Raw genomic sequence first — 18020 nt, 5'->3', positions numbered from 1 at the left:
ACGACGCTTCAGCCGTCCTCCCCGGGCTCCCGCTCGCCGCGCCGCGCGGCGAGCTGCTGCTGGATGGCCTCGTAGCGCTCGGACAGCTCCGCCTCGAAGCCGTTGCGCGTCGGGGTGTAGAAGCAGCGCGAGCGCAGGGCCTCCGGCAGGTAGTCCTCCGGGACGTAGTTGCCCTCGAAGTTGTGCGGGTACTTGTACCCGCCGCCGTAGCCCAGCGACTTCATCAGCTTCGTGGGCGCGTTGCGCAGGTGCATGGGCACCGGCAGCGCGCCCTCCTTCGTCACGGCCTCGCGCACGGCCGCGTACGCGGCGATGACGGCGTTCGACTTGGGCGCGAGCGCCAGGTACGTGACGGCCTGGGTGAGGGGCAGGGTGCCCTCCGGCAGGCCCATGAGCTGGAAGGCCCTGAGCGCGTCCACCGCCACGCCCAGCGCGCGCGGGTCCGCGTTGCCCACGTCCTCCGACGCGAAGATGACCATGCGGCGGAAGATGAAGACGGGGTCCTCGCCCGCCTCCAGCATGCGCGTCATCCAGTACAGGGCGGCGTCCACGTCGCTGCCGCGCATGGATTTGATGAACGCGCTGACGACGTTGTAGTGCTCCTCGCCGCCCTTGTCGTAGAGCAGCAGCTTCTGCTGGAGCGCTTCTTGCGCCACCTCGCGGTCCACCGCCGTGCGGCCGTACGCCGCCGCGGCCTCCAGCGCGGTGAGGGCCTTGCGCGCGTCACCGCCGGCCGCGTCCGCGATGAACTCCAGCGCCGCGTCGTCCACCGTCACCTTGCCGTCCAGGCCCCGCGGGTCCGCCACCGCGTGGCGCATGACGGCGATGAGCTCCTCCTGCTCCAGCCCGCGCAGCGTGACGACGCGGCAGCGCGACAGGAGCGCGGCGTTCACCTCGAAGGAGGGGTTCTCCGTGGTGGCGCCAATCAGCGTGACGGTGCCCTTCTCCACGTGGGGCAGCAGCGCGTCCTGCTGCGACTTGTTGAAGCGGTGGATTTCGTCGATGAACAGGAGCGTGCGCTGGCGGTTCAGCTTCCAGCGGTCCTGCGCGCGGGCCACCGTCTCGCGGATGTCCTTCACGCCCGCGAGCACCGCGGACATGGTCTCGAAGGCGGCGCCGGTGTGGCGCGCGACGAGCTGGGCCAGGGTCGTCTTGCCGGTGCCGGGCGGGCCCCAGAGGATGAGGCTGGGCACCTGGTCGCTCTCCAGCGCGCGGCGCAGGAAGCGGCCCTCGCCGGTGAGGTGCTCCTGGCCCAGGTACTCGCTGAGCGACGTGGGGCGCATGCGCTCGGCGAGCGGCGCCAGGGTGGCCTGTTCCTTCTGGCTGGCGTGGTCGAAGAGGTCCATGGGGCCTTCAAACCTAGCGTCCCGGCCGCCCGGTGGCGCCCCCTTGTGATGTCCGGGGCTGGGCAGGTGCGTCATTTTCCTGGGGAGGACGGTTGGCCGGCTGGACTAGAACCCGGGGGGCGTGCAGACCCTGGTCATCGTCGCGAAGCGAGACACCCCGCGGGCCGTGGTCCTGGCGGCGGAAATCCAACAGCGCCACCCGAACCTGACGGTGCTGGCGGACCGCGCCCTGGCGCATGCGCTGGGCTGGCCGCGCATTGAAGACCGGGAGCTGGCGGCCCGCGCGGACGCGGTGGTGGTGCTGGGCGGTGACGGCACGCTCATCTACGCGGCGCGCCTGCTGGGCGGACGCAACGTGCCCATCATCGGCGTCAACCTGGGCAGCCTGGGCTTCATGACGGAAATCTCCGTGGAGGAGCTCTTCAGCCGGCTGGACGACGTGCTGGCGGGGAACTTCCACGTGGACTCGCGGATGAAGCTGTCGTGCCGGCTGCTGCGCGGCGGCAAGGTCCTCATCGAGGATGAAATCCTCAACGACGTGGTCATCAACAAGGGCGCGCTCGCGCGCATCGCGGACCACGAGACGTCCATCGACGGGGTGCCCATCACCACGTACAAGGCGGACGGCGTCATCCTGGCCACGCCCACCGGCTCCACGGCGTACTCGCTGTCCGCGGGCGGGCCCATCGTGCACCCGTCGGTGGACTGCACCATCCTGTCGCCCATCTGTTCGCACGCGCTGACCCAGCGGTCCATCGTGGTGCCGGCGGACCGCACCATCCGCGTCACGCTGAAGAGCGAGACGGCGGACACGTACCTCACGCTGGATGGGCAGACGGGGCACTCGCTCCAGGGCGGGGACTGCATTGAAGTGGTGCGCTCGCCCAACCGCGTGGGCCTGGTGCGCAACCCGAACGTGGCCTTCTTCACCATCCTCCGGCAGAAGCTCCACTGGGGCGAGCGCTGAGCCTCCGGGCCCGGGGGTGGGGCTCCCCTCCGGGGCGAGGGGTGCGGTAGCGTCCGGCCCGTGACGACGGGCGGGCACACGACGCGTTTTGGCAAGTACGCGCTGCTGGAGCGCCTGGGGGCCGGCGGCATGGCCGTCGTGCACCGCGCGCGCTTCACGGTGGCGGAGGGCGTGTCCCGGTCCGTGGTCATCAAACGCGTGAGGGACCCCTACGCGCAGGACCCCGCCTTCGTGCGGATGTTCCTCAACGAAGCGCGCATCTCCATGGGGCTGTCGCACGGCAACATCGTCCAGGTCTTCGACTTCGGGCAGGAGGAGGGGGAGTACTTCCTCGCCATGGAGTGGGTGGACGGTCAGCCCCTGTCGAAGGTGCTCAAGCGCTCGAGGATGAAGGGGATGGCCCACCTGCCGGCGCCGCTGGCGGTGCAGCTGATGGTGGAGGTCTGCAAGGGCCTGCACCACGCGCACACGCGCCGCGACGAGCAGGGCCGCCCGCTGGGGCTGGTGCACCGCGACGTGTCGCCGGACAACGTCCTGGTGAGCTACGAGGGCGAGGTGAAGCTCACCGACTTCGGCATCGCGAAGGCGCAGCTGGCCGGGCGGCCGGAGACGGATGCCGGCGTGGTGCGCGGCAAGTACCTCTACCTGTCCCCGGAGCAGACGCGGGCGGAGGCGCTGGACGCGCGCTCGGACGTGTACACGGCGGGCGTGGTCCTCTACGAGCTGCTCACCGGCCGCAGGCCCACGGAAGGGGACCCGGGCTCGGTGATGGAGCGCATCGCCACGGGCGACCTGACGCCCACGCAGGCGTACGTGCCGGACCTGGATCCGTCACTGGGCGCGCTGGTGTCGCGGGCGCTGGCGCTCCGGCGGGAGGACCGCTTCACGAGCGCGGAGGACTTCCAGCGCGCGCTGGCGGAGTGGCTGGCGTACCGCGCGCCGCTGTTCCCCGCGTCCACGCTGCGCCACCTGATGGCCTGGCTGTTCGAGGAGGAGCTGAAGCTCGCGGGCCAGCCGCCCCGCATTCCGGCGTCCTTCCTGCGCCAGGTGACGGTGTGGACGGGGGAGGGGAGCCCGGTCGGAGCGGACGAGCCGGAGCGGGCCTCCTCGGTGCACCGCGCGCACGCGACGGCGTTCCCGGAGGAGCACGTGCCCGGGGCGCTGGTGGGCGGCAGCCCCGCGGCGGACCTGGGCTCGGGCGTGCCCGGCTGGGCGTGGGCGCCGTCATCGCGGCGGCGGTGCTCTTCTTCGTGGGGCGGGCGGTGATGCCGGACCTGTCGGAGCCCCGCTCGCGCAAGCTCCAGGTGGTGTCCTCGCCTCCGGGCGCGGAGGTGCGCTGGGACGGTCAGCACGTCGGGATGACGCCGACGGTGCTCGACGTCGCGTCGGGGGAGGACTCGCACAAGCTGGAGCTGCGGTTCGTGGGGTACCAGCCGTGGGCCACCACGGTGTCGCAGGCGGCCGTGCCGGAGCGCGTGCAGGTGTCGCTGGAGCGGCTGCCGCCCCCGCCTCCTCCGCCGGAGCCGGTGGTGGACGCGCGGGTGCCGGAGCCACGGCAGGCAGGCTCCCGCAGGCAGGGCGTGCCGCGACTCAACGCCCAGAGCGAATCGCGCGAGGCCCTCGATTGGATCGAGAACGCCCCGAGCGCGGGGGCGGAGTACACGCTGGGCGTGGAGTTGCTGGTGGCGGGCAAGGACGTGCAGGCCGGACAGAAGTTCGGGACGTGCCTGCGGCTGCTGGAGGCGGCCGCGGAGTGCCATCTGGGGATGGGACGGGTGAGCGCGCGGACGGCCCGGGCGGGGGTTGCCGTGGAGCACTACCGGCGCTACCTGCAGTTGCGGCCGCGAGGGGCCGGCGCGGCGGAGGCCCGGCAGTACCTCAAGTCCCGGTCAGGACGGTAGCGGCGCGCGGCGATGTTCCTCCTCCTTTCGAAGCTGTTGGACTTGCTGCTGTCGCCGCTCACCTGGGCGCTTCTGTTCGGCGTGGCGGGGCTGCTGCTGCGCCGGTGGAAGCGCCTGTCGGTGGCGTCGCAGCTGGCGGCGCTGGGCGTGCTGTACGGGTTCTCCATCGAGCCGACGGTGGCGCTGCTGACGCGGGCGACGGAGGCGGACGCGGTGAGCACGTACCGGCCGGACACCGTCTACGACGCGGTCATCCTGCTGGGCGGAGGCCTGGACGCGGCGGCCACGGAGCGCTCCGGGCAGCCGGAGTACAACGCCGCGCCGGAGCGGATGATGCGCACCTTCGAGCTCCTGCGTGACGGCCGGGCGCGGCAGGTGCTGATTACCGCCGGCAACCTGGACGCGAGGCCGGAGGCGGTGGTGGAGGCGGACGTGCTGGCCGCGCAGCTGGAGCACTGGGGCATCGCGCCCGAGCGCATCGTGAAGGAGGGCCGCAGCCGCAACACCCGGGAGAACGCGCTCCAGTCGGCGCCGCTGGTGCGGGCCCACGGCTGGAGGTCGCTGCTCCTGGTGACGAGCGCCGCGCACCTGCCCCGCGCGGCCGGCTGCTTCGCGGCGGTGGGCGTGCGCGCGGACACGCTCGCGGTGGACGTCCGCTCCTCGACGCTGCCGCCCGCGAAGATGAGCTGGCTGCCGCGGTCGGGGGCGCTCAACCAGAGCACGGACATGCTGCGCGAGCTGGCGGGGCGGATCGTGTACCGGCTGCGTGGCTGGACCGCGCCCTGGCGGTAGGGGCCTCGGGCCTCATGCGGCGCGAACCTGTCCGACCGCCGGACCGGCGGGCCCTCGCGCTACTTCATCGACGGCGGCGCGTGCAGGCCGCCCGGGGGCGCGCCGACGAGCCGCGATGCGGCCCTGGGGCTTCGCGCGCGGCGCGGGCTTGCCGGTGCGCAACGCGGTGCCGAGTGCCTCCCACGGCGACAGCTCCAGGCCCCTGGGCACCGCGGGCAGGTCCTTGAACATGGAGTAGCCGTCGTTGCCCTGCGCCACGAAGCTCAATGTGGCCAGCCGGTACTCCGCCGCGTCGTCCAGCGGCCTGCCCCTCACCAGCACCTTCGTCACCCGCGCGCCCGGCGCCTTGCGCAGGTCGTAGGTGAAGCGCAGGCCGGACACCTGGGGGAAGCGGCCGGGCGGCTTGCCGTCCGCGCTGCTCAGGCTGACGCCGTTCTCCAGCGCCGCGCGCAGCACCGCCCCCTTCACCCTCAGCACCACCAGCTCGTTGCGGTAGGGCATGAGCGAGTACAGCTCCCGCCGCGTCATCCTCCCGGCGGGCAGCACCCGGTCCGCGCGGATGGCGCCCCCGTTCACGAGCGCCACGTCCGCGCCCGTCGCCTCGCGGAACGCGTCCGCCAGGAACGAGCCCAGGTTCGTCTCCGCCAGCCGGTTCTGCGCGCTGCGCGCATCCAGCGCCACCGGCGAGCGGCCCACGCGCTCCGCCAGCGTGGTCAGCAGCGGCGCATAGGGCTTCATCTGCTCGTTGAACGCCGCGTCGTCCGGCGTCTTCGACGTGATGGGGATGACCTTCCACGCCAGCTTCCTCACCGCGCCCGTCTTCGCGTCCAGGTCCAGCGTGAGGCGGCCCAGGTCGATGGCGTCCTCGTCCAGCTTGAAGATGGGCGTGCCCGCGACGGTCTCCTCCACGCGGTCATGGTCGTGCCCGCCGATGATGAGGTCCACGCGCACGCATCTCGCCAGCTCGCGGTCCTGCGCCACCGCCAGGTGCGTGAGCCCCATCACGAACTGCGCGCCCGCGGCCCGCAGCTCCTCCACGGAGCGCTTCGCCGCCTCGCAGAACGGCGTGATGCGCGTGTCCTTGCCCGGCTTGGACGACGTCTGCGTCTCCGGCAGCACCACGCCGAAGATGCCCACCTTCACGCCGCCCACGTCGCGCACGTCCCACGCCTTGAGCCCGTCGAACACCTGCCCGGACTTCACGCTCATCACGTTGGCGCCCAGCCACGGGAAGCGCGACTGCTGGAGGCGCGCGCGCAGCACGTCGTCCCCGAAGTCGAACTCGTGGTTGCCCACCGTGGCGTAGTCCAGCCCGAGCGCGTTCCACGCGTCGATCATCTGCCTGCCCTTGAGCGCCTCGCCCGCCACCTCCGCGGAGGACTCCACGGACGGCGAGAGGGTGTCGCCCGCCAGCAGCGTGAGCACGTGCGGCGACTCCTTCAGCGCCTGCTGCTTGAGCGTCGCCACGCGTGACAGGCCGCCCCGGTTCCGGGCGGTGGGCTGGAACTGGTAGACGTCGTTGAGGTGGAGGAGCGTGAGGCGGACGGTGTCAGCGGGAGGCGTCGGCTCGGCGGCCCCGGCGGAGCGGGCGGCCAGCACCAGCGCGAGCGGCAGCAGCACCGCCCAGGTGCTCACGGTCTTCTTCGTCATCGGACAGTCGTTCTCTTGCGGGGGCACGGGGAGCGCCAATCCCTCTCGGCGTAGCGCACTCGGCGCATGAAGGCGAGCGGGGCCGGGCATGGCGCAACGCGCAAGCCCCAGGCCCCTCTTCCCGGAGGACGAGGGGCAGCCAGCCAGCCGCGCGCTCCTCCCTCAGACGGTGTAGCGCCGGCCCTGCGCCAGCGGCTCAATCACGCTGCCGCTGCCGTCGAACAGGTCCGGGTAGTGGATGAGGCGCATCTTCGCGCGGGTGTCCTCCGGCAGCGCCGCCAGCTTCTCGTAGGGCGTGTGCACGCCGTGGTTCGTCTCGTGGATGACCAGGTCCGCCTCCGACAGCCAGGAGATGAGCCCCTCGTCGAACGCGGTGTCCGCGCTGTAGCCCAGGCACCGGCCCGCGGCGCGGATGCGGAACGCGGTGGTGGGCACGTGGTGGTAGGTGAAGCGGCACTCGATTTCGAAGGGACCGTGCTTCACCGCGCGCTCCAGGTGCAGCGGCGTGTGCGTGAAGTAGTCCTCGAAGTGCTTGTCGTTGGGCCCCGCGCCGTGCTGCTCGATGAGGCACTCCATGCCCGCGGCGAGGTGGCCCTCCCAGAGGCGGCGCGTGACGCTCGGGTGCGCGAGCAGCTCCATCTTCCGCTGCAGCACGAAGAAGGAGAAGTACGCCAGGCTCTCCAGGCCGGAGGCGTGGTCCGCGTGCAGGTGCGTGAGGGCCACGGCGCTGACGCGCTCCACGTCCAGGTGCACGCCGGAGGACTCGGACGCCTCGCGCATCATCTTGCGGATGGGGTGCGGACAGTCGATGAGCAGCACCTGCCCCTCCGCCTCCACCGCGAGGCACGACGAGTAGTGCAGCGCGGAGAAGGCATCCCCGACGCCGAGGGGAATGAACGACAGGCTCATGGAGGGCTCCGGAGGGAAGGGGACAGCCGCTCGCGCAGCTTCGCGGCGACGGCGGGAGGGCAGTACGCGGACACGTCCTCGCCGCGCGTGAGGCGCTCCTTGAGGGCGCTGCTGGACACCTCCGCCAGGTGCGCCTCCGCGGGGAGGAAGAGGGTGGACAGCTCCGGCGCGAGCGCGCGGTTCAGCTGCGCCAGCTCCGTCTCGAACTGCGCATCGGTGGCGCCGCGCACGCCGCGCAGCAGGACGCTGGCGCCAATCTCCCGCGCCAGCTCCACGATGAGCCCTTCGGTGAAGGTGACGGAGACGTTGGGGTGCCGGGCCACGGCCTCACGGAGGAGCCCCATGCGCTCCTCGGCGGTGAGCAGCGTGGACTTCTTCGGGTTGACCGCCACCACCACCACCACGTGGCTGAAGAGGCGCGCCGCCTGTCGCACCACGGACAGGTGTCCCGCCGTGACGGGGTCGAAGCTGCCTGCGTAGAGGGCGATGGTCATTGCGACACCTCTCGGTCCGAGGAAGAAAGAGTCGCCGCGTCCAGCAGCCCCGCCGCCATGCGCTTCACCGTGCCCGCCGCGGAACCCGGGGGGACGAGGCCCGGGGCGCTCGCGGAGAGCACGAAGTACCCCTGGATGGCCGCGAACAGGCCCGCGGCCAGGGGGCGCGCGCGGCGCTTGCCCACCACCGCCGCGACCAGCGCCTCCAGGTGCTCCAGGTCCGCGCGCACCACCTCTTCGTAGGCGACGCGGACCTCCGGCTGCCGGATGGCCTCCGCGCTGATGGTGACCCAGCCCGCCACCGCCGCCACGTCCGCGTCCGGCCCGGTGGCCAGGAACGCGTCCACGAAGGCCTCCACCCGCCCGCGCAGGTCGTCCGCCGCGAGCTTCGCCGCCCGGGTGGCGAAGCGCTGCCGCGCGCGCGAGGCCAGCGAGCGCACCAGGGTCAGGAGGATCTCCTGCTTGTCCTCGAAGTGGTAGTGCACCAGCCCCGCGCTCAGGCCCGCCGCCCGGGCGATCTCCGCCACCGACGCGCCCTCGTAGCCGCGCTCGGCCATGGCCTTGAGCAGCCCGGCGACGATCTGCTCCCTGCGCGCTTCGGTGTTGGAGGGACGAGGCATGGTCGGCTTTGTTTTTAGGTTGTGTGACCAACTTATAAACAGGACCTGCGCGGGCGTCAACCGGACGTGGGTCCGGTGACGCCGTGGAGGGGACTAGAAGGTGAGGACGGACGTCACCTTGTCCGGCCCCAGCCGCTTCGCGCCCTCGAGGAAGTCGAGCGTGATGAGGAAGCAGTAGCCGGCAATCTGCCCGCCCAGCCGGGTGATGAGCCGCCCCGTGGCGTCGGCGGTGCCGCCGGTGGCGAGCACGTCATCCACCACGAGCACGCGCTCGTCCTTGAGGATGGCGTCCTCGTGCATCTCCACGCCGTCCGCGCCGTACTCCAGCGAGTAGCGCTCCACGATGCGCTTGTGGGGGAGCTTGCCGGGCTTGCGCGCCGGGACGAAGCCCGCCTCCAGCGCCAGCGCGATGGGGGCGCCCAGGAGGAAGCCGCGCGACTCCACGCCCACCACCTTGGTGATGTGCTGGCCCCGGAAGGGGGCGGCCATGGCGTTGACCACCCGGCCGAAGAGGCGGGGGTCGGCCAGCATGGGGGTGATGTCCTTGAAGACGATGCCGGGCTTGGGGAAGTCCGGCACGTCGCGCAGGACGGCCTGGAGGTCGGAGACGAGCGTGGGGTCGAGGGACATGGGGAGGCTCCGAAGGGGGACAGCGGCGTTCAGCCCGGTGGACGACACCTGGGGGGACCTGGGACCCAAGCGTACCCGGTCCGGGTGACAGCCGGCCTGGCGAGCCCCCGGACGGGGGGCCCCGGGGCCAACGGCCGGAAAACGGGCGGACTGGGACGGGACCGGGGCATGGCGGACGTTGATGATCTCACAGCTTCGCGCCGCCGGACCGCATCGGCTGGCGGACGCCGTATTTTTTCCCGCGCGCGGGGATCCCCTCACTGTGTTAAGCGAGGCGGTTCCCCCCGACCAAGGAGTCTGGGGCCCTTGCAAGCCGTGCAAACCACCGCTGACACCCGAGACCCTCTCTCCCCCCAGGACGGACTCTGGCTCCGCGCCCTCAAGGCCGAGGTCGAGCCCGCCACGTTCAAGAAAGGCCGCGAGGTGGCTGAAGGCCGCCGCGTCTTCGGCCTCACGCGTGAACCCGAACGCATCCGCGCGCAGGTCGCGGGTCCGTCCGGCGAACGCTATGACGTGGCCCTGATACCGGGAGAGGGGAAGGCCGTTTCCTCCTGCACCTGCCCGGTGTGGAACACCACTGGCCCGCATTGCGAGCACGTGGTCGCCGTGGCACTCATCTACGCGGCCCGCTTCCGGCCGCCGCCCCCGCCGCAAAAGGCCGCACCCCCGCCTCCGCCGCCGGAACCCGAGGACCTGGGTCCGGACGACGAGGTGGAGATCCCCGGAGGCAGCGCGCCGGGAATGGAAGGCGTCAGCCTGCCCGCGCTCGCCAAGGTGGAGAGCTGGCTGGGCCTGTCGTCACTGCCCGACTACGAGTTCCTCTACCGGCTCACCCCCGCCAACACCGGCGCGGGGGGCTCCAACGGCCGCCACTGGGTCGTGGACGTGCGCCGTCAGGACGCGCAGACCAAGGGGCCCGTGCACGTGAAGCGGCTGCTCCAGGCGGGCAGCCGCATCGCGCCCGCGGACGAGCGCATCTTCATGGTGCTGTCGCGCCACGAGCATCGCTACGACTCGCGCATCGTCCTGTCCGACGAGGACCTGTGCGAGGTGCTGGAACTGCTGCGCCAGCGCCGGGTCATCTACCGGGGCACGCCCCTGGTCTACATGGACCAGCCCGTGCGGCCGCAGATCCATCTGGAGTCGCGTCCGGACGGCGCCACCGCGCAGATTGAACTGCTGTTCCCGGACGGCGTGGGCTACCCGCTCAAGGACGTCATCGTGCTCGCGGGCCGGCGCACGTACGTCATCCAGGCGCAGAACCTCCACTCGGTGGAGCCGGACTTCCCGCCGCGCCTGCTGCGCAAGTGGCTGCTGGAACCGACCATGGCCTTCCCGGCCGGACAGCTGGACCGGGTGCTGACGTTCTTCGCCGCGCACCTGCCGCGCTTCCGCATGTCGCTGAAGGCGGACGACATCGAGGTCGACGAGTCGGTGGAGCCGCGCTTCGTCCTCACGCTGGAGGGCGCCGCCGAGCGCGTGAAGGTGCAGCTGGCCGCGAGGTACGGCCAGACGACGGTGGCGGTGTCCCCCACGGCCACGCACCTGGGCTACGCCAGCGGCGTGGGCGAGGACGCGCGCAAGCTGTACCGGCGCCGCGACGAGGTGGAGCGCGCCGCGGGCAAGCTGCTGCTCGACCAGGGCCTGCGGTTCGACCAGGCCACGCAGGCGTTCGACGCGTCGGGTGACGTGGCCCTGGAGTTCTGGGCGCGCGGCCTGGCGGGCCTCCCCGCCGAGTGGGAGCGCTACGGCGTGCAGGCGCCCAAGGTGCGGCTGCGCCCGAAGCTCAAGCCGCGCATCCGCGTGGGCATGAGCGGCGTGCAGTGGTTCGACCTGGACGCGGAGTTCGTCACCGACGACCAGGCCGTGGACCTGGGCGCCGTGCGCATGTGGCTGGACTCCGGCCGCAAGTTCGTCCCGCTGAAGGACGGCTCCTTCGCGGAGGCGGACGTCGCGGAGATCAAGCGCGTGGCGGACCTCCTGGAGGAGGCCGGCGCCATGCCGGGCCGCACCCGCACGCGGCTGCCCTGCACCAGGCGGTGGCGTTGGACCTGCTCGCGGACCTGGGCGAGTTCACCGAGGTGGAGGCCAAGGCCCGCCAGGCCATGCTCGCGCTGCGCGAGTCCGCCGGCGTGCCGAAGGTGGCCGTGCCGGAAGGCCTGCAGGCCACCCTGCGCCACTACCAGGAGGCGGGCCTGTCCTGGCTCTGGTTCCTGCGTCGCCACGGGCTGTCCGGCATCCTCGCGGACGACATGGGTCTGGGAAAGACCATCCAGTCCCTGAGCCTGATGCAGAAGGTGGCCAACGACGAAGGCCGCAAGCCGTCCCTGGTGGTCGCGCCCACGAGCGTGCTCGCCAACTGGGAGCGCGAGGCGGAGCGCTTCACGCCGGGCCTCAAGGCCATGGTGTGGCACGGACAGGACCGCCGCGAGCGCGCGGAGGACCTGAAGGAGATGGACCTGGTGCTCACGTCGTACGCGCTGGTGCGCCGCGACCTGGAGCAGCTGTCCCAGGTGGGCTTCCGCTACGTCATCCTGGACGAGGCGCAGAACATCAAGAACGCGGACAGCGCCACCGCGCAGGCGTGCAAGTCGCTGCCCAGCGAGACGCGCCTCGCGCTCACCGGTACGCCGCTGGAGAACCGGCTGTCGGAGCTCTGGAGCATCTTCGATTTCCTGATGCCCGGCTTCCTGGGCAGCGCGGAGGGCTTCAGCGACCGCTACGAGCAGCCCATCCAGGTGGCCAACGACGCCACCGCGAAGGACCGGCTGCGCCGCCGCATCCAGCCCTTCATCATGCGCCGGCTCAAGACGGAGGTGGCCAAGGACCTGCCGCCGAAGACGGAGAGCGTCGCGTGGTGCGAGATGGAGCCCGGCCAGGCCGCGCTCTACCGCGAGGTGCTGGAGGAGAGCCGCCGCAAGGTGCACGAGTCCATCGAGAAGGTGGGCTTCAAGCGCAGCCGCGTGTCCATCCTCGCGGCGCTCATGCGCCTGCGTCAGGTGTGCTGCGACCCGCGCCTGCTCAAGATGCCGCCCGGCACGCTCCTGCCGTCCAGCGCGAAGCTGGAGCGCTTCATGGAGCTGGTGGCGGACCTGGTGGCGGAAGGCCACCGCGCGCTCGTCTTCAGCCAGTTCACGGAGATGCTGGAGCTCTTGAAGCAGGAGGCGGACAAGAAGGGCCTGCGCTACCTCTACCTGGACGGCCGCACCAAGGACCGCATGGGCAAGGTGGACGAGTACAACCGCCCTGACGGCCCGCCGCTCTTCTTCATCAGCCTCAAGGCGGGCGGCACCGGCTTGAACCTCACCGCCGCGGACTACGTCATCCACTTCGACCCGTGGTGGAACCCCGCGGTGGAGGACCAGGCCACGGACCGTACGCACCGCATCGGCCAGACGCGCGCGGTCATCAGCTACAAGCTGATTACCCGCGGCACGGTGGAGGAGAAGATTTTGAGCCTCCAGCGCCGCAAGCGCGACCTCGCCGCCGGCGTGCTGGGCACGGACGGGGACGACATGGGCCGCAACCTCACCGAACAGGACATCCAGGAGCTGTTCACCGAAATCTGATGCGACCTGTGAGTGGGAGAAGGTTGTGGTGCCAACAGGCCACGCCCTCCCACTCGCCCTCCCACCGTCCGCACGACCCGAACACCTGTGCAGTGTCAGCAAGACCTGCTAGGGTGTTCAGGTGTTGGGGCAGTCGTACGGACCGCGGAGGGCGCTGGTGCTGCTGGGTCTTCGGATTTCGAACGTTGCGGTGATTGAGGAGGTGGAGGTCGCGTTCGGCGCGGGCCTCACCGTCCTCACGGGTGAAACGGGGGCCGGCAAGTCCATTCTCGTGGACGCGCTGGGCCTGCTGCTCGGGGGCAGGGCGGATGCGGACGTCATCCGTGCGGGCTGCGAGGACGCGGCGGTGGAGGGCGTGTTCGCCCGGACGCCGGTGCTGGCCGCGCGCCTGGAGGAACTGGGCCTCCCGGACCTGGGAGAGGAGGTGCTCGTGCGCCGCGTGCTCGGGCGCACCGGGCGCGGAAAGGTCTACGTCAACGGCGCGCTGGTGACGCTGGGCGTGCTGGGGAAGCTCACCCGGGGCGCGGTGGACATCGCGGGCCAGCATGAGCACGTGAGCCTCTTCGACTCCGGGCTGCACCGGGTGCTGCTCGACAAGTACGGCGGCCTGGAGGAAGCGCTGGCCGCGTACGGCCGCGAGTGGGCGAACCTGCGCGAAGTGGACTCCCGCATGGACGCGCTGGGCGGCGACGACGCCAAGGTGCGCGAGCGCGCGGAGTTCCTGCGCTTCCAGCTGGACGAAATCACGCGCCTGGACCCGGAGTCCGGCGAGGACGTGAAGCTGGACGCGGAGCGCCGGCGGCTGGGCAGCGCGCAGAAGCTCAAGCGTCAGGGCGCGGAGGCGGAGCTGCTGGTGGCGGGCGAAGCGCCCTCCGCGGTGGAGATCGTCGGGCGCGCGCTGGGCCTGGTGCACGAGGGCGTCAAGTGCGACGCGACGCTCGCGCCCGTGGCGCAGTCGCTCAGCACCGCGCTGTCGGAGCTGGAGGAGGCCGCGCGCCGGCTCAACCGCTACGTGGAGGGGCTGGAGTCCGACCCCGGGCGGCTGGGCGAGGTGGAGGAGCGGCTGGACGCGCTCAAGCGGCTGTGCCGCAAGCACGGCGTGACGCTGGACGGCGTCCTCAAGAAGCGCGGCGAGCTGGAGACGGAGCTGGGCACGCTGGAGAACCGGCGCGAAATCCTGGAGGAGCTGAACCAGGAGCGCAAACGCGTGGAGGAGCGGGCGCGCAAGGCGGCGCTGGCGCTGTCCCGCGCGCGCAAGGCCTCCGCGGGGGCCTTCTCCCAGCAGGTGCGCGAGGGCCTGGGCGGGCTGGCCATGGGCAAGGCCGCCTTCGAGGTCCGCGTCACCGCCGGGGAGACGCTGCGCCCGGACGGCCTGGACGAGGTGGAGTTCTTCTTCAGCGCCAACCCGGGTGAGCCGGCGCGGCCCCTGGCCAGGGTGGCCTCGGGCGGCGAGGCCAGCCGGCTCTTGCTCGCGCTCAAACGTGCACTGGCGGACAGCGACGCCTGCGGCTGCTACATCCTGGACGAGGCGGACGCGGGCGTGAGCGGCGCCATCGCGGACGTGGTGGGGCGGATGATTCGCGAGGTCAGCTCCCACCGGCAGGTGCTGTGCATCACGCACCTGCCCCAGGTGGCCGCCTACGCGGACGCGCACCTGCTCATCAAGAAGAGCGTGAAGGGCGAGCGCACCGTGTCCCAGGTGCTGCCTCTGGCGGCCGGCGCCGAGCGCACACAGGAGCTGGCGCGCATGATGTCCGGCGTGGAGGTGACGCGCGAGGCGCTGGGCGCGGCGGAGGCGCTGGTGCGCTCGGCCCACCGGGCCACCCCCCGCGCACGCCGCGAATCCGGCCCGGAAGGCAATAGCCCCCGGGGCCGGCTGCGCCGGACGGCCTGAAGTGGCAGCTCAAAAGGTAGGGGTGACCCAGGGGGAGGGGCATGACGCACCGCGAGTTTTCGAGCGCGTCCTTGCCCCCACTAATGGGCTCACATAGCATCCGGCGCGTGTCCAGCACCGCAGGGCAGACCGCGGCCCCCCGCCATAAAGTCATCTCCGCTGGCCTGACGGACGTCGGGCGCAAGCGCAATCACAACGAGGACAGCTTCCTCATTGACGATGAGCTCCAGCTCTACGTCGTGGCGGACGGCATGGGTGGGCACGCGGGTGGTGGTACCGCGTCGCGCATCGCCGTCGAGACCATCGACAAGGAGCTGAGGCGCGCGCGTGAAGGGCGGGACAACCCCTTCGTCAGCGTTCCCAACCTCCAGGAGTCGCCCATTCCGGAAGCGCTCCGGGGCGCGGTGGAGAAGGCCTGTCAGGCCATCTACCTCACCGCCCAGGATGACGCGCGCCTGTCCGGCATGGGCACGACAGTCATCTCCCTGGTGGTCCGCGACGAGCACGCCTTCTTCGCCCACGTGGGCGACAGTCGCGCGTACCTCATCCGCGGGGACCTCATTCAGCAGATCTCCGAGGACCACTCGCTGGTCAACGAGCAGATCAAGGCGGGGATGATCACACCGGAGGAGGCCAAGCACTCCCGGTACAAGAACATCATCACCCGCTCCGTCGGCTTCGAGGAGGAGGTGCAGGTGGACGTCATGGGGCTCGTGTCCGAGCCCGGCGACGTGTTCCTGCTCTGCTCGGACGGCCTCGCGAACATGCTCGAGGACCGGGAGATCCACGACGCCGTCGCGCGCCACCCGAGTCTGGACGAGGTGCCCAAGCACCTCATCGACCTGGCCAACGAGCGCGGCGGCGACGACAACATCAGCGTCATCGTCGTGCGCATGCAGGGCGGGTAGGGCCCGGACGCGGGGCGCGATTGGGGCGCGCCCCGGAGTCTGTTGACCTTGACACTCTTCAAATGCGGATGATAGCTGCCCCAACCTTTTCATCCATTGAGAATCATCAGTGGGTGACGGTGCGGGAGGGGCGGCGGGTGGGGGAGGTGTTGCGAGCGCGGGGAGCGACTTAGCTTCTGGCGCCGGAAGTCCCACGTAGTGAAAGAGATTTCCCCAGGAGTGGTCCGTGGCCAAAAAGTCCTTCACGCTGATGGTCATCCCGGACCACGACGCTCCGGTGAAGCGCTACACCATCCAGCGCTCCTGGCTCGTTCAGGTGGGCATGGGCCTGATGCTGGTGGCGGGCCTGGGCGCCGGTGCGAGCATCCACTACCTCCAGGTGGCGGCGGACGCGTCGGAGAACCGCATCCTGCGCGAGGAGAACCTCACGCTGCGCTCGCAGCTGAAGTCGGTGCGTGAGCGCATCGAGCACATCGGTTCCACGCTGGACCGCGTGGAGCGCTTCGACCAGAAGCTGCGCGCGGTGACGCTGCTGTCGGATCCGCAGCGCAACCTGGCCATGGGCCCCACGGAGCCGGAGGCCGGCACCGCGGTGCCCGCGACGGACACGCAGTTCACGCAGCTGACCACCACGGACACGCCCAAGATGATGCTGGGCCGGTTGGATCGGCTGTCCGCGGAGGCCACCCGCCAGGAGCTGAGCCTCCAGGACCTGCAGGCCTACTTCCAGGACCAGAAGTCGCTCCTGGCCTCCACGCCGTCGGTGTGGCCGGCGCGCGGCTGGGTGACCAGCGATTTCGGTCAGCGCCTGGACCCGTACACGGCGGACCGCGTGACGCACGCGGGCCTGGACATCGCGGCGCCGCACGGCAAGGAAGTCACCGCGCCGTCGGACGGCACGGTGGTGTTCGCGGGGCTGGAGGGCGGGTACGGCAACGTGCTCGTCATCGACCACGGCTACGGCATCAAGACGCGCTACGGCCACCTGTCCAAGATTCTCGTGAAGGCCGGGGACCGGGTGAAGCGCGGCTCGCCCATCGCGGCGGTGGGCAACACGGGCCGCTCCACCGGCCCGCACCTGCACTACGAGGTGCGCGTGAACGGCGTGCCGCAGAACCCGCGCAAGTTCATCCTGGAAGAGTAACGCTCAGGTTCCTTCCGGCTCCGGGAGGAACGCGTCCAGGCGCAGGCGCCGCCGCTGCAGGCCGTGCGTCCGCCCGGTGCGCTCCATGATGTAGGCCCGCTCCACCTCCGCCCACAGGAGCGGCCCCAGCACCTGCCAGTGCGACGGCTGGTGCACCGTCAGCTCCAGCAGCGCCACGGTGAAGCCCGGCACGTCGGTGTCGGAAGCTCCCGGGGGCAGCGCGGGGCGCAGGTCCTCCGCCAGCCTCGCGCGCGTCCCTTGCGCGCTGTCCTCGCGCACGGTGAGCTGGGACGTGGGCAGCAGCAGCACCGCGAAGCCATCCGGCTGGAAGCGCACGATGCGCGCGCCCGGGTACTGCGCGGCCAGCGACGCGACGGTGGCCTTCAGCAGCGCGTCCCCGGCGGGGAAGCCGAAGCGCGCGTTGAAGTGGATCATCTCCTTCACGTCCACCATCACCGCGCCCACGCGCCAGCCGTCGTGGTGCGCGTGCGTGGACAGGTCGAACTCCTCCTTGAGGAGCGTGCCCTGGGTGAGCGCCAGCACGTGCAGGGCCCCGGTGGCGTCCGGCTGGCCTCGCCGGCGCTGCTCGGCGGCGATGAGCTCCTGGGCGGCGGCCTGAGGCGCCTCCTGGGCGTGCCCGGGACGCGCGGCCCGGGGGTGGAGGGCGACGAGGGCGGTGGCGGTGGCGTCGTCGATTGCGTAGGGCATCGTGCCCGCGTGTGTAGCGCGGACCGGCCGCGGGCGCAGGAAAGCTTCTCCCCGCGCCCGCCTGGTCGCGCTCAGCGCATCCGGTGCGCCGTGACGGTCACCTCGTCCCGGTCATGGTAGAGCTGCCGGACGGTGAGGCCCTCCCAGCCCCCGTCCTCCACGAGCGTCTGGCGGACGCGCAGGAGCAGCGGGTTCTTGTCCTTCATGGGCAGCTTGATGTTGGCCACCAGGTTGCGCGCCCAGCGGCGCCGGCCCCACTTGGCCAGCAGCTGCGCCACCTCCAGGGGCCGCCACGCCATGTCGCAGAAGAGCCAGTCCGCGGGCTCCTCCGGGGCGTAGGCGAAGGCGCTCTCCTGCACGTGCTGGACGCGCGGGTTCCTGGCCAGCTCCGGCATCAGCTTCGCCGGGTCCACCGCCACCACCCGCGCCCCGCGCGCCACCAGCCGCTGCGTCCAGCGCCCGGCGCCGCGCCCAGGTCCACGCAGACG

General features: G+C 71.5%; 14 protein-coding genes and 2 pseudogenes. 8 read left to right on the top strand and 8 right to left on the bottom strand.

Features of this window, described 5'->3' with window-relative positions; genetic code table 11:
- Positions 1–8 precede the first annotated feature (8 nt).
- Positions 9–1346, bottom strand: coding sequence for a replication-associated recombination protein A (locus ACLEQD_RS07375; protein WP_410382829.1), 1338 nt, complete (start codon positions 1344–1346; stop codon positions 9–11).
- A 121-nt stretch (positions 1347–1467) separates the two neighbouring features.
- Here ACLEQD_RS07375 and ACLEQD_RS07370 point away from each other — a divergent pair, with 121 nt between their 5' ends.
- From ACLEQD_RS07370 to ACLEQD_RS07355, 4 genes are read left to right on the top strand one after another with little or no spacing between them, the layout of a single operon-like run.
- On the top strand, positions 1468–2313 hold the full coding sequence (locus ACLEQD_RS07370; protein ID WP_410382828.1) for an NAD(+)/NADH kinase: 846 nt from the start codon (positions 1468–1470) through the stop codon (positions 2311–2313).
- A 60-nt stretch (positions 2314–2373) separates the two neighbouring features.
- Entirely contained in the window at positions 2374–3579 is a 1206-nt protein-coding gene (locus ACLEQD_RS07365) for a serine/threonine-protein kinase (RefSeq protein WP_410382826.1), read from the top strand.
- A complete protein-coding gene (locus ACLEQD_RS07360) occupies positions 3528–4214 on the top strand; it encodes a PEGA domain-containing protein (protein ID WP_410382824.1) in 687 nt (228 codons plus the stop codon). Before ACLEQD_RS07365 ends, ACLEQD_RS07360 begins: the two co-directional genes overlap by 52 nt.
- 12 nt (positions 4215–4226) lie before the next feature.
- On the top strand, positions 4227–5006 hold the full coding sequence (locus ACLEQD_RS07355; protein ID WP_410382822.1) for a YdcF family protein: 780 nt from the start codon (positions 4227–4229) through the stop codon (positions 5004–5006).
- A gap of 12 nt (positions 5007–5018) precedes the next feature.
- On the opposite strand, the gene ACLEQD_RS07350 is transcribed toward ACLEQD_RS07355, so the two are convergent.
- The 5 genes from ACLEQD_RS07350 to ACLEQD_RS07330 form a co-directional block, all read right to left on the bottom strand.
- Positions 5019–6656 (bottom strand): bifunctional metallophosphatase/5'-nucleotidase, encoded by a 1638-nt coding sequence (locus ACLEQD_RS07350; protein ID WP_410382820.1) that lies wholly within the window; start codon positions 6654–6656, stop codon positions 5019–5021.
- A 162-nt stretch (positions 6657–6818) separates the two neighbouring features.
- Positions 6819–7565, bottom strand: coding sequence for an MBL fold metallo-hydrolase (locus tag ACLEQD_RS07345; protein WP_410382818.1), 747 nt, complete (start codon positions 7563–7565; stop codon positions 6819–6821).
- The gene (coaD, locus tag ACLEQD_RS07340) at positions 7562–8059 is read right to left on the bottom strand and encodes a pantetheine-phosphate adenylyltransferase (protein ID WP_410382817.1); all 498 of its coding nucleotides are present in this window, start codon (positions 8057–8059) and stop codon (positions 7562–7564) included. Before coaD ends, ACLEQD_RS07345 begins: the two co-directional genes overlap by 4 nt.
- Positions 8056–8679: a TetR/AcrR family transcriptional regulator gene (locus ACLEQD_RS07335; protein WP_410382815.1), complete on the bottom strand. Its 624-nt coding sequence runs from the start codon at positions 8677–8679 to the stop codon at positions 8056–8058. Before ACLEQD_RS07335 ends, coaD begins: the two co-directional genes overlap by 4 nt.
- A 93-nt stretch (positions 8680–8772) precedes the next feature.
- Positions 8773–9309, bottom strand: a complete 537-nt coding sequence (locus ACLEQD_RS07330; RefSeq protein WP_410382814.1) for an adenine phosphoribosyltransferase — start codon at positions 9307–9309, stop codon at positions 8773–8775.
- Between the two features lie 306 nt (positions 9310–9615).
- Between ACLEQD_RS07330 and ACLEQD_RS07325 the strand changes: the two are divergent.
- The 4 genes and pseudogenes from ACLEQD_RS07325 (at position 9616) to ACLEQD_RS07310 (ending at position 16824) form a co-directional block, all read left to right on the top strand.
- Positions 9616–12878 (top strand): annotated as a pseudogene (locus ACLEQD_RS07325) (SNF2-related protein).
- Positions 12879–13035: 157 nt separating this feature from the next.
- Positions 13036–14772, top strand: a complete 1737-nt coding sequence (gene recN, locus ACLEQD_RS07320; RefSeq protein ID WP_410382812.1) for a DNA repair protein RecN — start codon at positions 13036–13038, stop codon at positions 14770–14772.
- A gap of 107 nt (positions 14773–14879) precedes the next feature.
- Positions 14880–15680 (top strand): Stp1/IreP family PP2C-type Ser/Thr phosphatase, encoded by an 801-nt coding sequence (locus ACLEQD_RS07315; RefSeq protein ID WP_410382811.1) that lies wholly within the window; start codon positions 14880–14882, stop codon positions 15678–15680.
- A 226-nt stretch (positions 15681–15906) separates the two neighbouring features.
- Positions 15907–16824 carry a M23 family metallopeptidase gene (locus tag ACLEQD_RS07310; protein ID WP_121725593.1) on the top strand — a complete coding sequence of 306 codons (918 nt, stop codon included), beginning with the start codon at positions 15907–15909 and terminating at the stop codon, positions 16822–16824.
- 3 nt (positions 16825–16827) lie between these two features.
- On the opposite strand, the gene ACLEQD_RS07305 is transcribed toward ACLEQD_RS07310, so the two are convergent.
- Together ACLEQD_RS07305 and ACLEQD_RS07300 are read right to left on the bottom strand one after the other, a co-directional pair.
- Positions 16828–17532: a GGDEF domain-containing protein gene (locus tag ACLEQD_RS07305; RefSeq protein ID WP_410382810.1), complete on the bottom strand. Its 705-nt coding sequence runs from the start codon at positions 17530–17532 to the stop codon at positions 16828–16830.
- Between the two features lie 71 nt (positions 17533–17603).
- Positions 17604–18020, bottom strand: a pseudogene (locus tag ACLEQD_RS07300) (SAM-dependent methyltransferase); the annotation flags it as partial.

Origin of the sequence: Corallococcus sp. 4LFB (assembly GCF_046520365.1) — a bacterium.
In the GTDB taxonomy this organism is placed as follows: domain Bacteria; phylum Myxococcota; class Myxococcia; order Myxococcales; family Myxococcaceae; genus Corallococcus; species Corallococcus caeni.
This window is presented reverse-complemented; position numbering and strand designations above follow the sequence as displayed.

What these genes read in the sequence shown, in the direction of transcription:
- ACLEQD_RS07335 (WP_410382815.1), bottom strand. Translation starts at nt 8,679, where the DNA reads ATGCCTCGTCCCTCCAACACCGAAGCGCGCAGGGAGCAGATCGTCGCC.
- ACLEQD_RS07330 (WP_410382814.1), bottom strand. Translation starts at nt 9,309, where the DNA reads ATGTCCCTCGACCCCACGCTCGTCTCCGACCTCCAGGCCGTCCTGCGC.
- ACLEQD_RS07345 (WP_410382818.1), bottom strand. Translation starts at nt 7,565, where the DNA reads ATGAGCCTGTCGTTCATTCCCCTCGGCGTCGGGGATGCCTTCTCCGCG.
- ACLEQD_RS07355 (WP_410382822.1), top strand. Translation starts at nt 4,227, where the DNA reads ATGTTCCTCCTCCTTTCGAAGCTGTTGGACTTGCTGCTGTCGCCGCTC.
- ACLEQD_RS07305 (WP_410382810.1), bottom strand. Translation starts at nt 17,532, where the DNA reads ATGCCCTACGCAATCGACGACGCCACCGCCACCGCCCTCGTCGCCCTC.
- coaD (WP_410382817.1), bottom strand. Translation starts at nt 8,059, where the DNA reads ATGACCATCGCCCTCTACGCAGGCAGCTTCGACCCCGTCACGGCGGGA.
- ACLEQD_RS07375 (WP_410382829.1), bottom strand. Translation starts at nt 1,346, where the DNA reads ATGGACCTCTTCGACCACGCCAGCCAGAAGGAACAGGCCACCCTGGCG.
- ACLEQD_RS07350 (WP_410382820.1), bottom strand. Translation starts at nt 6,656, where the DNA reads ATGACGAAGAAGACCGTGAGCACCTGGGCGGTGCTGCTGCCGCTCGCG.